Source organism: Pseudomonas sp. S150, assembly GCF_004526365.1.
GTDB classification, from domain to species: Bacteria; Pseudomonadota; Gammaproteobacteria; order Pseudomonadales; family Pseudomonadaceae; genus Aquipseudomonas; species Aquipseudomonas putida_A.
Genome location: NZ_CP038207.1, coordinates 3,690,559 through 3,704,128 on the forward strand (window position 1 = coordinate 3,690,559; position 13,570 = coordinate 3,704,128).

Annotated in this window: 14 protein-coding genes; 3 read left to right on the plus strand and 11 right to left on the minus strand. The window is 52.2% G+C overall.

What is annotated here, in order from left to right; all coding sequences use genetic code 11:
- Nucleotides 1-44: 44 nt before the first annotated feature.
- Both E3Z29_RS16865 and E3Z29_RS16870 read right to left on the minus strand, forming a co-directional pair.
- Nucleotides 45-647: a fimbrial protein gene (locus tag E3Z29_RS16865; protein WP_134786384.1), complete on the minus strand. Its 603-nt coding sequence runs from the start codon at nucleotides 645-647 to the stop codon at nucleotides 45-47.
- Between the two features lie 113 nt (nucleotides 648-760).
- Nucleotides 761-1,633 carry an EAL domain-containing protein gene (locus E3Z29_RS16870; RefSeq protein ID WP_134786385.1) on the minus strand — a complete coding sequence of 291 codons (873 nt, stop codon included), beginning with the start codon at nucleotides 1,631-1,633 and terminating at the stop codon, nucleotides 761-763.
- A 336-nt stretch (nucleotides 1,634-1,969) separates the two neighbouring features.
- Between E3Z29_RS16870 and E3Z29_RS16875 the strand changes: the two genes are divergently transcribed.
- From E3Z29_RS16875 to E3Z29_RS16885, 3 genes are all read left to right on the plus strand, one after another.
- Nucleotides 1,970-2,584, plus strand: a complete 615-nt coding sequence (locus E3Z29_RS16875) for a response regulator transcription factor (RefSeq protein WP_134787582.1) — start codon at nucleotides 1,970-1,972, stop codon at nucleotides 2,582-2,584.
- 111 nt (nucleotides 2,585-2,695) lie between these two features.
- Nucleotides 2,696-6,220, plus strand: coding sequence for a transporter substrate-binding domain-containing protein (locus E3Z29_RS16880; RefSeq protein WP_167734142.1), 3,525 nt, complete (start codon nucleotides 2,696-2,698; stop codon nucleotides 6,218-6,220).
- A 105-nt stretch (nucleotides 6,221-6,325) separates the two neighbouring features.
- The gene (locus tag E3Z29_RS16885) at nucleotides 6,326-6,736 is read left to right on the plus strand and encodes a hypothetical protein (protein ID WP_134786387.1); all 411 of its coding nucleotides are present in this window, start codon (nucleotides 6,326-6,328) and stop codon (nucleotides 6,734-6,736) included.
- Between the two features lie 25 nt (nucleotides 6,737-6,761).
- Here E3Z29_RS16885 and E3Z29_RS16890 read toward each other — a convergent pair whose 3' ends face one another.
- From E3Z29_RS16890 to E3Z29_RS16930, 9 genes are all read right to left on the minus strand, one after another.
- Complete coding sequence (locus E3Z29_RS16890) at nucleotides 6,762-7,226, minus strand: GNAT family N-acetyltransferase (RefSeq protein WP_134786388.1); 465 nt, start codon at nucleotides 7,224-7,226, stop codon at nucleotides 6,762-6,764.
- Nucleotides 7,227-7,478: 252 nt separating this feature from the next.
- Entirely contained in the window at nucleotides 7,479-8,090 is a 612-nt protein-coding gene (locus E3Z29_RS16895) for a dTMP kinase (protein WP_098964012.1), read from the minus strand.
- Nucleotides 8,091-8,185: 95 nt separating this feature from the next.
- The gene (locus E3Z29_RS16900) at nucleotides 8,186-8,650 is read right to left on the minus strand and encodes an SRPBCC family protein (protein ID WP_134786389.1); all 465 of its coding nucleotides are present in this window, start codon (nucleotides 8,648-8,650) and stop codon (nucleotides 8,186-8,188) included.
- Nucleotides 8,651-8,753: 103 nt separating this feature from the next.
- A complete protein-coding gene (locus E3Z29_RS16905; protein ID WP_096796037.1) occupies nucleotides 8,754-9,140 on the minus strand; it encodes a nuclear transport factor 2 family protein in 387 nt (128 codons plus the stop codon).
- Between the two features lie 59 nt (nucleotides 9,141-9,199).
- Nucleotides 9,200-9,580 (minus strand): nuclear transport factor 2 family protein, encoded by a 381-nt coding sequence (locus E3Z29_RS16910; protein ID WP_134786390.1) that lies wholly within the window; start codon nucleotides 9,578-9,580, stop codon nucleotides 9,200-9,202.
- 69 nt (nucleotides 9,581-9,649) lie between these two features.
- Nucleotides 9,650-10,393, minus strand: a complete 744-nt coding sequence (locus tag E3Z29_RS16915; protein WP_134786391.1) for an SDR family oxidoreductase — start codon at nucleotides 10,391-10,393, stop codon at nucleotides 9,650-9,652.
- A 32-nt stretch (nucleotides 10,394-10,425) separates the two neighbouring features.
- Nucleotides 10,426-11,529, minus strand: coding sequence for an alkene reductase (locus E3Z29_RS16920; protein WP_027611807.1), 1,104 nt, complete (start codon nucleotides 11,527-11,529; stop codon nucleotides 10,426-10,428).
- Between the two features lie 119 nt (nucleotides 11,530-11,648).
- Nucleotides 11,649-12,932, minus strand: coding sequence for a cation:dicarboxylate symporter family transporter (locus E3Z29_RS16925; RefSeq protein ID WP_134786392.1), 1,284 nt, complete (start codon nucleotides 12,930-12,932; stop codon nucleotides 11,649-11,651).
- A gap of 113 nt (nucleotides 12,933-13,045) precedes the next feature.
- On the minus strand, nucleotides 13,046-13,471 hold the full coding sequence (locus tag E3Z29_RS16930) for a VOC family protein (RefSeq protein WP_039762906.1): 426 nt from the start codon (nucleotides 13,469-13,471) through the stop codon (nucleotides 13,046-13,048).
- Nucleotides 13,472-13,570 lie beyond the last annotated feature (99 nt).

Below are 13,570 nucleotides of genomic sequence, written 5' to 3' on the forward strand. Positions count from 1 at the left end.
TCAAACCAGGCCTGCTGTAGCGGCCTGGATCTTCGAAGGGCGTATCAGAGATACGAAATGGTATATATCAAACTAGAGCTTATTGCTCCTACCTTTGCAGCAGCCGTGTTTGTTTTGTAATAGTAAGCGTCGAACACTAGGGTGTCTGAATCGGGCGATTTCTTTGCGCCGATAATCCCGGTATTAAACGGCGTGTTCAGTTGCACAGGTGTTTGCGTTCCAGGTAAGCCCAGAGAAAAGCCAACGTTTTTGGCAACCGCCGCGTCACTCTCGTTAACCGAGGTATTCAGCAAATATTTTCCATCGGTGGAGATATTATCCGCTGACGAAAAGTACATCATCAGTGGCGTGGTCGGCGCAGCTGGCGTAGTCGCGGAACTGCTGGCCGCATTACAGCCCGAAAAGGTCATTGAAAATGACTTCTTGTTCTTCGAAATTGGACCTACAGTCGTCCCAGCCTCTGCCACCGTTATAGGCGCAAGTGCGACAGTGAAGTCGGCACTCTTGCCGCCATTGATTGTGCAAGTGGTGTCGGTGATCATGCCGTTAAAAGAGATCACGCCACCTGACACGTTTGTGGCAGCTACGGAGTGGACACTAGCAATAACAGCCGATACGGCCGCGAACGTTTTAAGGTATTGTTTCATAAGTTTTCCAGTTGCATTAATAGATTTTAGGAAGCCATGACTGTCGTGCGATTAATCTTGATTTATTCGCGCCTGGTGACAAGGCGATTAAAAATAACCTCCGCACATTCCTCTCAAAACAACCGAGTACGGGCGCTGGAGACGCCCCTTCCGAATTTACCGCAATATTCAACAAATACTTCCGAAGGCATAGAGCGTGCAAAGAAGAAGCCTTGTGCATATTGCACACCGAGCTGAATCAAACGCTGACATTGCGTGGCAGTTTCGACGCCCTCTACCACCATTGACATGCTCAGCTTCTCTGTAAGCGCAAGTGCGAAGGAGATGATCGCCTCAACCTGAAAATTATCCGGAACTCTTTGGACAAATGGCCGATCGAGCTTCACCTCGGTAAACGGTAATACGATAAGTCTCTCCAGCGTTGAGTACCCTGAGCCAAAATCGTCCAATGACAATCCACATCCTGCACGTCTTAAATGCAACGCATTTTCGTAAGCGGCGGAACTACCGGGGAGCGTCGCGGACTCCAAAATTTCAAAAACAATGCTGCTGTGCCTTACGTTATTTCTTTCTATTTCTTCAATTAACCTCTCTACCAAATTTTTGTTCGCTAGTTGCACTGGATGTAAATTCAATGAAAGAGGCACTACAGCATCCATTTGCGTCAGCTGTCTCTGAAGTGCCAACCCCTGTTTGAATAATACCCAGAGCAGTGAGTCGATCAGCCCGTGCTGCACCATCGCTGGGATAAACTCCCCTGCTGACAAAACTCCCCTGATAGGATGATTCCACCGCGCCAACAACTCGCCGCCCACGACCTGGCGATCAAGCAGATGAATCTTGGGCTGTATAAAGGCTTTAAATTCCTGTGACTTCAAACCTCGTTTGATATCAGCCACAATATGTAGCTGAGAGTGGGCAGTGCTTGCTGCTGCAGCTCTGACTCCAGATTCGCTTTCGAGGTATGTTGGGAATTGACGCTTCACGGTATTTCAAATCCCTATATAGAAGGAGTGGGTAAGTCGTGATGGCGGCACTGTAAGCAGGATCAGCTGTGGTATCTGTAGGAAATTTCCCAAGTGGCTAATTGTGGAGAATGCGGCGATCTATTTCTTTTCATGCCAGCATCGTTGCTAGCCAGCATCCTGGAACGCGGGGACAGTCCACAGACAAGCTAGATCGCACACCTCAGAGCGAGGCTGGCGAGACGTAAGAAATTTCCTACATTACCGCGGCTCCTATCTGACCTATCCTTGATCTGCTCATGGTGACAGCCTGAGCTATTCAAGGTTTGGTGTTACAGAGGTGTCGATGTGAAAGCGATGATTGTGGACGATCACCCTATTATCCGTGTGGGTGTACGGATGCTCTTGAAGGAAGAAAATTTTGATATTGTCGCTGAAACCGGCGATGGCGCTGAGGCGGTACAGATGGTACGCACGCATTCCCCGCAGTTACTGATACTGGACATCGCAATGCCAATGCTTGATGGCTTGGAGGTTCTGACGCGTATAGGTACTTATGGGCTGACGACCAAGGTTTTGATCTTTACGTCTCAAGAGCCAAACTTTTTTGCTCGCCGTTGCATGCAAGCCGGTGCCGCCGGGTACGTGTGTAAAACCGGCGACTTTGCGGAGCTGCGCAGAGCCGTCAGAGCCATCATGAGTGGCTATCCCTTCTTCCCCGAGTTGCCAACAAGCTCGGTGTGTCGCACGGACACAGAGAAATCCGAACAGTTGATGATCCAGAATCTCTCGAACCGTGAGCTCGCTATTTTGCAGCAATTAGCTCGTGGCTTTAGCAATAAAGAAATCGGCGAGGCTATGCTCTTGAGCAACAAGACAGTTAGTACGTATAAGACACGACTTGCCGAAAAACTCCAAGTACGCTCGGTGGTTTATCTTGCCGCCTTCGCCAAACGAAATAACCTCATATAAATGAAGTACAGGACAGAATTGCTTTGCGTCTTGGCGATTTGGAGCTTGACATTGGTTTCATTTGCGGCGAGCGCTGCGGTCGAGTCCTTACCGCTGAACGGGCGATCGCACATGGTGCCACTCAGCCAGTCCGAAAAAATTCTCAATAAGGGTTGGTTACAGCAGAAAAAAACTATCACATTTGGTACCTCCCTTGCGGGCGCCCCTCCTTTGGAAATCAGAACGTTAAAAGGTGAGTACAGCGGAATTACCGCCGATTACCTTGAACTGATTGCCGACGCGCTGGGTGTGGAGATTCGCGTCCGGCGATATGTTGATGAGGCGTCGGTGGAAACCGCGTTACTTAATGGTGAGGTCGACATTTTGGGCCCCCGGGGGCTGACACGCGCTTCCACGGAGTCCTTTATTGAATCGTCCCCTTATTGGGTGGATCCCAGCGTGATCGTGACTCGACAGAAGACTCCCCCTCTCAACTCTTCGCAGCGGGTGCTTCATTTATCTGCGGTGACGTCTTCTATTGGACTGGCGGCTCTGCACAAGGCATACCCTAACGTTACGATCACAAATTACCCGAGCTCCCTGGAAGCAATCGCTGCTGTTAAATTCGAGTTGGTAGATGGCTTTGTGGGGGGCGCACTGGATGCGACGCACGTGATCAATGCCAACTTTTTTTCTGGCTTGTATTTAAGCCCTATTGAAGAGGTCTCGAGTACAATACGCTTTAGATTTCGCCGATCCGATCAAGATCTTCAGCGCGCGGTCAACCTGGTATTGTCGGCTGTTAACCAAGAGAAACAAGCAGGCATCATACAGCGCTGGACTGGTACCACAATCAACACCTCACCCCTCTCTGAGTTGAAACTGACACCCGCCGAGCGCCACTGGATCACTGAAAACTCACCGGTCAAAATTGGTCTTGTCACCGATTACCCGCCTATCTCCTTTCACGATCAAAACTATGCTTACCGAGGTATAGCTGCTGATGTCTTTGAATACATAAGCGAAGTTACAGGTCTACATTTTAGAATCGTAGAGTGCTCCTCGGGAAAAGAGGTCAGAACGAAGCTCGCGAATGGCGAGGTTGATGTCGTACTTAATTTGTCCGGTATCCGGCCCGATGCTGAGATCGTTTATACCCGTTCGTTTCTCTCGACTCCGAGAGTTCTGATCTCCCGGGCGTCGGATACGTTGATCACACAAATTTCTGATCTGGCGGGACGTCGCGTCGCTTTCGACACTACCAATCTCGAATTTGTGGATTATCTGAGGCGGGAATATCCAGACATAATACAGGTGCCCTCCGATGGCATTTATACATCGCTCCACTTACTCAAAACAGGCCAAGTGGATGCCAGCATCGGGAATTTTGCAACGGCCAAGTATGCTCTTGCGAAAGATCAGAAGGATGAGTTGCGCATCGCCAATGTCGTGGATGGTAAATTTTCTCACTTCGCATTGGGGACACGTCCTGAGAATATGCTTTTATATTCTATTCTCGACGCTGCGGTCGCATCGCTCAACCCGGAACAGTTGAGAGCGTTGGCCAGCCGTTGGGGCGGTGATGTGGCTATCGATAAAACCGAGCTGGTCGCTGCACGCAGTGTCTATCACCGATGGATTGTGTCGGCCGTTCTTCTTCTCGCGGTCGCCATCGTCTGGATCCTGTACCTTCGGCATCTCATCAACCAGAGAGTCATCGCTGAAAAGGCGTTGCGAGATCAAATGAAGTTCATGGAGACTCTTATCAATAGTCTCCCCCATCCCATGTATGTGAGGGATCAAACTGCACGTTTGATCACCTGCAATCAGCGTTATCTGGCAGAAACAGGATTATCATCGAGCGACGTAACCGGGACGCTTCTGACCGATTACTCATTCATACCGCCAGAGTATGCAAATGTCTTTCAAAATAGATACCTGCATGTGATGGCGACGGGCGAACAATACTCGGAGGACATGAAGCTCTACCTTCCTGGAGATCGTTCGATTACCGCCTTCCATTGGGTTGTTCCCTACCAGGATGATGATGGCGTGATCAAGGGTGTAATTGGCGGGTGGGTGGATATCACAGAGCGTGAAGCGTTGCTATTAAAACTCATAGAAGCAAAACATGAGGCCGATAGCGCCAGTCAAGCCAAAACAAAATTTGTAGCAACCATAAGCCATGAAATCAGGACGCCGATGAACGCTGTCGTGGGTATGTTGGAACTTGCCATGATCAAAGCCCGGCAGGGGGTACTTGATCGTCTGGCGATCGAGGTCGCTTACGACTCTTCGAAAAACCTTGTGGGTATCATCGGAAATACACTAGACATCATACGCGTCGAGTCGGGGCATCTGACACTCGCACCTGAGCGTGTGGCGTTGAAGGATCTTATCATTTCGACCACGCGCGTTTTTCACAGTCTCGCTCGACAGAAAGGGCTTAGTATTGACGTCAAGGTTGATGCGTTGGCTGAATGCGAGGTGTTTATCGATCCACTTCGTTTCAAACAGATACTTTCCAATTTGCTGAGTAATGCGATCAAGTTCACCTCGCAGGGTAATGTCACCGTCGATGTCAGCGCGCATCGATGGAGTACCAGCCACTTGGCGTTAAACGTCTGTGTCCGCGATACCGGCGTGGGAATTAAGGCCGAAGATATACCAAAACTGTTTACGCCTTTTAGCCAAGTGGGTACTGATAGCGCTTCACTTTCGGTTGGGTCAGGATTGGGATTGAATATCAGCAAGGCACTGTCTTCGATGATGGGTGGTACCTTGAATCTTCGGAGTGTCTTTGGAAAAGGTACGGAGGTTGAGTTAACTCTTAATGTGGAATTTGCACCACCCGAGCTCCGTAACGCGGTCAGCATCCTCGAAATGCCCATGAGTCGCGAACTGAAGATCCTGGTGGTGGATGATCATCCGGCCAATCGCTTGTTGCTGACCCAACAACTCATCTATCTCGGCCATCAGGTGGCCGATGAAGTTGATGGTATCAGTGGATTCCGTGCCTGGAATGCAGGCGGGTTCGACGTCGTGTTCACTGACTGCAATATGCCCATTCTGAACGGCTACGACCTGGCCAAAAAAATCCGTCACGTGGAGAAAACGTCAGCTAGAGCCCCTTGCCTTATCTTAGGCTTTACCGCAAATGCTCAGGCGCGTGAAGTGGAAATGTGCAAGGCAGCAGGAATGGATGACTGTTTGTTCAAGCCTGTCAGCTTGGATGATTTGGCAAAACGCCTGCAACACCTGGCAACGCCGGTCGATGCACGTGACTCAGAAAGCGAATCTTCGCAACAACAGACGAGCTTTAACATTGCCAACCTGACACAACTCGCAAGTCACGATGCCGAGCTCATGACTAAATTGCTACACGACATCATCCGCGAGAGCGAGGAAGATTTACGGCATATTCTCAGGTTGTTCGCCCTGGACGACCATATCGGCTTATATGACCTGGCCCACCGCGTGAAGGGGGTAGCAAGAATCATAATGGCTAACCGCGTGATAAACGCCTGTGATCAATTGCAACTTGCCTGTTCAGGACCCGATAGTACGGAGTTTGCGAAAGTCGTTGATGAACTGTATCAGTCCGTTGAGAACCTGCTCAGCGATTTGAATAACTTTCTGGCCTCGACGGATTCGTGAGCCCCAGAGCATATTCGAGAATATACCCGGCCCCAGACAAGATTTTTCTTGTGCACAACCCTCAATCAATTGCATAGGCTTTTGCGATTTTTTGGAGACGTAGCGATGCAGAGAACTCAAGAGAGAGTCGTCGTGATAGGAAAGCGTTTTGGCGAGATGCTGGAGTTCACACGCTTGCTTAACCGCCTGGGGATTTTCAATATTACGCTTCGTAGCACTGCAAAAGAGGTTGTAGAACTGCTCGAAGCTGGAGATCGATTCGAAACGTTGATCTTCGACAATTTTGAAGTTCGCAGGGACAGCGATTGCCTGAAATCCCTTGCTTGGTATCGCGCGATAAACCTGATCATTCTCACCTCGGATGTGAACTTTCAGGAGCGCCGTCACCTTGCCGAGTGGGCCAAAAAACGCTCACTACCCTCACTTCGTATATTGCAACTACCCGTCCGAGGCGAAGATTTGCAAAGGATCATAAAACCGACCCCAGCCGGAAACCCTCGCGCTACAGCACTATAGGTTCTAAGTCGGTCGAACTCACCTTTCACTTCAGCTCTTTACGCATCAGCGCATTCGGCAACGACACACCGCGGGTGACCGAGAGCTTTCTCTCCACTACATGAAAACCGTGACGCTCAAAGAAGATCTCAGCGGTGCGACTGACGTCTGAAGTGAGTTCTCGAATTCCCAGCATATTCGCTTCTTCGAGGATACGACCCATAAGAAGAGTGCCGATGCCTTGACGAGCATGGACACCGGAAACAAAAAAATGGTCGATGTAACCATTGGACTGAATATCGGCATAGCCCACTATTTCGCCGTTGTGTTCAGCGACAAACGGATTGATTGTTCGCATCCGTGTCGTCCAGTACTGCGGGTCAATGTCTTCTGGTGCCCAAGCATCAATTTGATGTTGAGTGTAATCAACCGCCGCGAGTTGATGAATGCTCGAGAAGAAGACACGAAACAACGCGGCCTCATCTCCTGGCGAGAAACGGCGAATTTTCATAAGCATCCATGAGGTTTAGTCAAAGGGAAAAACAGGCTAACAGGCTGCAACAAAGAAGGGAAACAGCTCACTCACCGTGTCGGCCCAGGCGCCATGAACATAAATCGGTGAACAGTCCTTTCTAGTTATCGATCGCTCAGCAAACTCTGATAAGCATCTCGGAGGCTTATGAACATTTGACATCGCCCACTTGTTAAACCACGTATTACGCTACGCGCCTTCCTGCACCAACATCTGTCTCCACTCCAACAATCACCCCAGCACCCTATAAATCTCAGAAACCACCTGCATCGTAGCGTCTTCGATTGTTCTCTCATTACGGCACAAAACCCAACCGTGCTCCTTGACCGCTTGCTCGAACATCTCCGTACACGACAAATGCTCTGCGTGCTTCTGAATCACAGTGCCGCCCAATCCTCGCGATCTTGTCGCAGCCCTTGCCCATGAAATATCCGGATCGGTGACGACGCCAACATGCAGATCCGGCACTCGCACATCTCGATCCAGGTTCAACTGGAGAATCTCGGCAAACGGGATAGATCGGCGAAACGCTGCATCAGACGGATACCAGCGATCGATCAGGATGATGCTGTCCAGCGGCTGCTCCGTCAGCACGTTTCGGGAAATCCAGCGCCGACTATCAGCCAGGCGCTGGCACACAGCCCATTCCAGATCCCGGGAAGGATTTCTGACAAGCGAGTTGATCAGGGCCATGGTTTCACCCCGGAAAGGATCGCTTTTTCTCTCGCAGAGCCGGATGACTTTCCTGTTGCCGGCCCTCAGTGCCGTCGTAACGGCCTCCAACAGCGTGGTTTTGCCGGTGCCTTTTGGCCCATCCAGAGAAACAAACAGCGGACGATTCATTGTTCACATAACGATGGATTGACGGAGGGTCACTCTAACCGCATTCCTGGCATTCCAATGGCTGAATTGTCATTTCCAATGGCATGGCCCTGCCCTCACCCTGCTTCACCGCCCTCCTCAGCTTGTCGCTGGAGAAATGACTGGAGACTGTTGTGGCCGTCTACGATCAGTCCTCTAACAAGCGCCTCATAGTGTTCGGCAGTAGTGAGATCTTGCAGATCGAAGCTTGCAGACCAACGGATGAACGTCTTTGACTGTCCAGTCAGCGAGGCTAATTGAACAGTAGCTACATAGTTGTCCAACGGTAACGGAGCTTCCTCGAAGCGATAAGACAGCATCGTATTGCGATCATCGACCGACAAAAGACGCTCCCTGACCACCGCACCGTCGACCAACGTGAGTTTGCGAATACAGCCAATCAATCCATCGGGCTGGTTGTCCTCAATGCTGCTTTCCACAATGGAGGGATGCCATTTACCAATCTCACCAAACCTCTTCAACACGCTCCAGACGTGCGCTATATCGCTGTCCAGGACAGCGGAGAACTCAACCATCGACATCGTGTACACCCTCAAAATCAACTGTTTTCGAACCTGACCTCTGCGCACGTCAGAGGTGGATGAAATCCGGTCCCGGTATGGATCAACCGGGATCGGAAGACGCTCAACCTTCGAACTGGTGATAAACCTTGGCAATGACCTTCCAGGCCCCGTCGATTTTGATCAGGGTCAGGTAATCGTTGTAATCAGCGCCGATTGCATCCTGTTCCATATCGACACGAACCACGGCGGTGGTTGGCGTGATCGCCAGTACGTCGAGTCGGGTGATGATGTTCGGGGCATCGCCGTTCTTCTCTACGAAATCAAACAGATTCCTGATCGGGCCGCCCAGCAGTTCACCATTGGTGAATCCGTACATCACAGCGTCTTTATGAAACGCCTGCGCAACGCTCTGTGCACTGCCCACACGCAGCCCTTCAACATACTGATTGGCAATGGCGATGACAGCGTTGTACTCAGCGGTGGGTACTGCCTTGATGTTTTTCGACATGGGTCTGTCCTTCCAGTAAGGACGAGGCGCGACGCACCTCGCCAATTGCATTCAACGGCTTAGGCGCTTGGGTGGGTGTGGTAGATCTTGCTGACAATCGTCCACTGACCTTCAACCTTCAGCAGGTTGAAGAAGTCGGTGAAACGGAATCCTGAAACATTGTCGGTGTCGACCCGGGCGCTGGCTGCCGTGCCTACGATGTCGATGCGAACGATCGCTGCTTGCGCTTCCGGAGATGGGCGGAACGCGTTATCGATGACGTCGTACAGGTTCTGGATCGCACCGCCGACGAGCTTGCCTTCGTTGACCCCGAACATGGTGGCCTGCTGGTTGAATGCGGGCTTCATCAAGGCGCTGTCAGCTTTGGCACCACCTTCGTTGTACTGGCTGAGCACGTCGACGATTGCGTTGTATTCCTGAACATAAGTTGAAGTGGACATGAGGTATTCCTGAGTTGGTAAATGGCTGAAGAAAGCAAGGAAGGTTTACGGACGAGGCTCGGTAAACAGTCACCAATCCTGGCGCGTCGGCGAGATGATCAAGTCGTTGACGGTGACGTTTTCCGGTTGGTTGAGCGCGTAAATCACGGCCCCCGCGATATCGTCGGGGGCGATGGCAACTCGGTTGAGCGCTTGGGCAGCCTTGCGCCCTTCAGGATCACTGACCTTGTCGGCCCAGCCGGTATTGATGACACCCGGGCTGACCGTGTTGACGCGGATGCCGTGCTGCACACCGAGCTCCTTGCGCATGGACTCGGTCATGGCCTGAACGAAAAATTTTGTTGCGCTGTAAACACCGGCCGCCGGTCCGACCTGATGACCGGCAACAGAGTCCATATTGAGAATCTGCCCGGACTTGCGCTCCAGCATGAAAGGCAGCACCGCCGCCGTAGTGTTGAGGTAGCCTTTGATATTCACGTCGATCATCTTTTCCCAGTCCTGTACCGCCAGGTCGACCCAGTTGGAAAAAAGCATCAGCCCGGCGTTGTTCACCAGAATGTCTACGGTGCCGTAGGTCTCATGCGCAAATTGCGCGAGCGCTTGGGTTTGATGCGCCTGAGTCACGTCGGTGGTAAAAGCGACCACTTCGTTACCGCCCGCCCGCAACTCGGCGACAAAGCTTTCCAGACCCTGTTCATCCAGTGCGGCGGCCACTACGCGCACGCCTTGGGCGACAAGCGCGCGGGTGGTGGCGGCGCCGATGCCGGAAGACGCGCCGGTGACGATGGCTACTTTGTCTTGCAGATAATTCATGCTCATTACCTCTTATCGATAAATGCCGTCGTTCAGGCGTTCGCGGTTGGCCAGTCGATGTAACCCTTGGCACCGCCGCCGTAGTAACTCTCGCGTGGCGCGATGGTGAGCTCGATCCCGCGACGCAAGCGCTCCACGAGGTCGGGGTTGGCAATGAACAAACGACCAAACGCCACCGCATCGATCCGCCCCTGCGCACGACGCTCTAGCGCCATCGGCAGGTCGTAGTTGTTATTGCCAATGAATGGCCCTTCGAACTGCGCACTCAGCGCGTCCAGATCCACGCCTTCCGGGACCGTGCGGGAGGTCGCCGTGGCGCCTTCGACAAAATGCAGATAAGCCAGATTGAATTGATTGAGCTGCTGAATCAGGTAACCGTAAGTCGCCATGACATTGCTGTCGGGAGGTGTATTTCCGGCATCGGGTGTGACTGGCGAGAGGCGAATACCGACCCGATCGCTACCCCAGATCGAAATCACGGCGGCGGTGACTTCCAGCGTCAGTCGAGCCCGGTTCTCGATGGAGCCGCCATATGGGTCAGTGCGTTGATTGGTGGAGTCGCGCAGGAACTGGTCAAGCAGATAGCTGTTGGCGGAATGCACTTCCACACCATCGAAACCGGCTCGCCGGGCATTCTCTGCGGCCAGTTTGTACTGCTCGATGATTCCTGGAATCTCCGAGGTTTCCAATGCGCGAGGCATCGACACCTCGACAAAGCCTTTCTCGGTGTAAGTGCTGCCTTCGGCCTTGATCGCCGAAGGCGCTACTGGCGCTTCTCCGTTGGGTTGTAGCTCGACACTCGAAAAGCGCCCCACGTGCCACAACTGACTGACGATTTTTCCGCCCGCCGCGTGCACCGCGTCAGTGACTTTTTTCCAGCCAGCTACCTGTGCCTCCGACCAGATACCCGGGGTCATGGCGTAACCCCGCCCCTGGGGAGAAATATTGGTCGCTTCGGCGATGATCAAGCCTGCACTGGCGCGCTGGGCGTAGTAAGTCGCGTGCATTTCATTCGGTACGCCGTCTTCGGCCATTCGGCTGCGTGTCACAGGTGCCATGACAATTCGGTTAGCCAATTGGAGTGCGCCCATTTGCATGGGCGAAAAAAGGTCGGTGTCAAAAGTATTAGCCGTCATAAAGTCCTCGATTGAATAGACCGGTCGTCTAGTGAAGGGTTAAAAAAATACGCCTCTTTGTCAGCAGGCGTTTGCTGGTGATGATGCTGTTTCAAAAGCTGCCATCGTGTTCACGACTGTTACCGGCAGCGTTGCACCTGGTCACACAGGTGGTCGTTTGTATGACCCGTTCGTGAAGGCTCTAGCGCGACTTTCTCCCACTTGCTGATAACCAGCGGCGCAATCGCATTGCCCAGTACATTGAGCGTGGTGGTGCCGCTGTCGATAATCCTGAAAATGCCGGCGATCAATGCCACACCTTCCAACGGAAGACCGGCAGAGGCCAAGGTGGCTGACAAGATCACGATTGCAAACCCAGGCACACCTGCGGCGCCCTTCGAGGTCAGTACCATCGTCACGACCAACAGAATCTGCTGCGACAGAGACAGGTCGATCCCATAGAGTTGCGCCACAAAAATGGTCGCCACACCGAGAAAAATCGATGCGCCATCGAGATTGAACGCATACCCCACCGGCACCACAAAACTGACGATCCGACGCGGTACACCGTAGCTCTCCAGTTTGGTCATCAGTTGCGGCATGACGGCGGCTGAGGCGGCACTGGAAAACGCCAGAATCAACTCATTACGGAAGTAGCGGATCAACTTGAAGATGTTTTCGCCAATCAAATAACAAATGCCACCCAGTACCACTAAAGCGAACACCATCAGCGCCAGATACACCACCCCAATCAACTTGAGCAGCGGCAGCAGCGAGGCAAAACCAAACGTCGCGACGGTCGCGCCGATCATGCCAAACACCCCTATCGGCGCGTAGGCCATCACAATGGAAACCACCTTGAACATCGCATCGGAAAGGCTCTGAACAACCGCAATAAATGGCGCGCTTTTGTCTTTGGGCAAAGCATTCAACGCCAGCCCCAACAGCACAGCGAAGAACAGTACCGACAGCAACTTCGCTTCTGACATTGCCACTATCACGTTGTCTGGAACGATGTTCTGCAAAATCACCAGCGCCCCTTTGGACGGCTCAAGCGTGATCGATGCAGCGCCATGCGAAAGGCCTGAAATATCGGTTCCTCGTCCTGGTTCGAAGAGGTTGGCAAAACACAGGCCTATGACGATGGCCAGCGCGGTAATCGCAAAGAAGTAGCCGAGCGACTTCACACCCATACGCCCGAACGATTTGCTGTCACCTCCGCCCGCGATCCCCAAAATCATGCAACAGAACACGATCGGAACAACCACCATCTTCATCATCTTGATAAAGATGTCACCGAGCGGTTTGAGGATCTCCGCACTCACCCATGTCTGATAGTGCGGATGCGTATTGAAGTACCAACCTGCAAGCACGCCAAGCAATAGCCCGGCAACGATTTGCCACACCAAGGGAATACGTTTCATGTCTAGCCTTCTTGTTGGAATGAAAGGTCTGCGTCTATTCGCAGTTGCTAGAGTCATGAGCTTCCAGCTCACTTGAGATCGAATGGCACAAACGGGTTGTGCCATGCGTGTTCCTATTTAGCGAAGAGCTGGCTCATATCCTTGAACGCCTTGAATTCAAGAGCGTTGCCGCACGGGTCAAAGAGAAACATGGTGGCTTGCTCGCCTACTTGGCCTTTAAACCGAATGTACGGTTCGATCACAAACTCGGTACCAAACGACTTCAGACGTTCGGCCAGCGCTTCCCATTGTTCCCAACCCAAAATGATGCCGAAGTGCGGAACCGGGACATCGTGTCCGTCGACCGGGTTGCTGTGAACGCTCTCTTGTGAGGCTGTTTTCGGATGTTCGTGGATCACCAGTTGGTGACCATAAAAATCGAAATCGACCCATTGCGTGCTGGAGCGCCCTTCTTCAAGACCAAAGACCTCACCGTAGAAGGTGCGCGCCGCAGCCAGGTCATAAACAGGGATCGCGAGGTGAAATGGCGAGAGGCTCATCAGAACTCCAAATATTTTTTGTTGGTTGGCGAACATTTCCACCGTCATCAACTCTCTGGGTTCAGCCGGTGCCGGGGATGGAAAACATCCTAGGACGGA

What these genes read in the sequence shown, in the direction of transcription:
- E3Z29_RS16865 (WP_134786384.1), bottom strand. Translation starts at nt 647, where the DNA reads ATGAAACAATACCTTAAAACGTTCGCGGCCGTATCGGCTGTTATTGCT.
- E3Z29_RS16875 (WP_134787582.1), top strand. Translation starts at nt 1,970, where the DNA reads ATGATTGTGGACGATCACCCTATTATCCGTGTGGGTGTACGGATGCTC.
- E3Z29_RS16880 (WP_167734142.1), top strand. Translation starts at nt 2,696, where the DNA reads ATGGTGCCACTCAGCCAGTCCGAAAAAATTCTCAATAAGGGTTGGTTA.
- E3Z29_RS16885 (WP_134786387.1), top strand. Translation starts at nt 6,326, where the DNA reads ATGCAGAGAACTCAAGAGAGAGTCGTCGTGATAGGAAAGCGTTTTGGC.
- E3Z29_RS16890 (WP_134786388.1), bottom strand. Translation starts at nt 7,226, where the DNA reads ATGAAAATTCGCCGTTTCTCGCCAGGAGATGAGGCCGCGTTGTTTCGT.
- E3Z29_RS16895 (WP_098964012.1), bottom strand. Translation starts at nt 8,090, where the DNA reads ATGAATCGTCCGCTGTTTGTTTCTCTGGATGGGCCAAAAGGCACCGGC.
- E3Z29_RS16900 (WP_134786389.1), bottom strand. Translation starts at nt 8,650, where the DNA reads ATGTCGATGGTTGAGTTCTCCGCTGTCCTGGACAGCGATATAGCGCAC.
- E3Z29_RS16905 (WP_096796037.1), bottom strand. Translation starts at nt 9,140, where the DNA reads ATGTCGAAAAACATCAAGGCAGTACCCACCGCTGAGTACAACGCTGTC.
- E3Z29_RS16910 (WP_134786390.1), bottom strand. Translation starts at nt 9,580, where the DNA reads ATGTCCACTTCAACTTATGTTCAGGAATACAACGCAATCGTCGACGTG.
- E3Z29_RS16915 (WP_134786391.1), bottom strand. Translation starts at nt 10,393, where the DNA reads ATGAATTATCTGCAAGACAAAGTAGCCATCGTCACCGGCGCGTCTTCC.
- E3Z29_RS16920 (WP_027611807.1), bottom strand. Translation starts at nt 11,529, where the DNA reads ATGACGGCTAATACTTTTGACACCGACCTTTTTTCGCCCATGCAAATG.
- E3Z29_RS16925 (WP_134786392.1), bottom strand. Translation starts at nt 12,932, where the DNA reads ATGAAACGTATTCCCTTGGTGTGGCAAATCGTTGCCGGGCTATTGCTT.
- E3Z29_RS16930 (WP_039762906.1), bottom strand. Translation starts at nt 13,471, where the DNA reads ATGAGCCTCTCGCCATTTCACCTCGCGATCCCTGTTTATGACCTGGCT.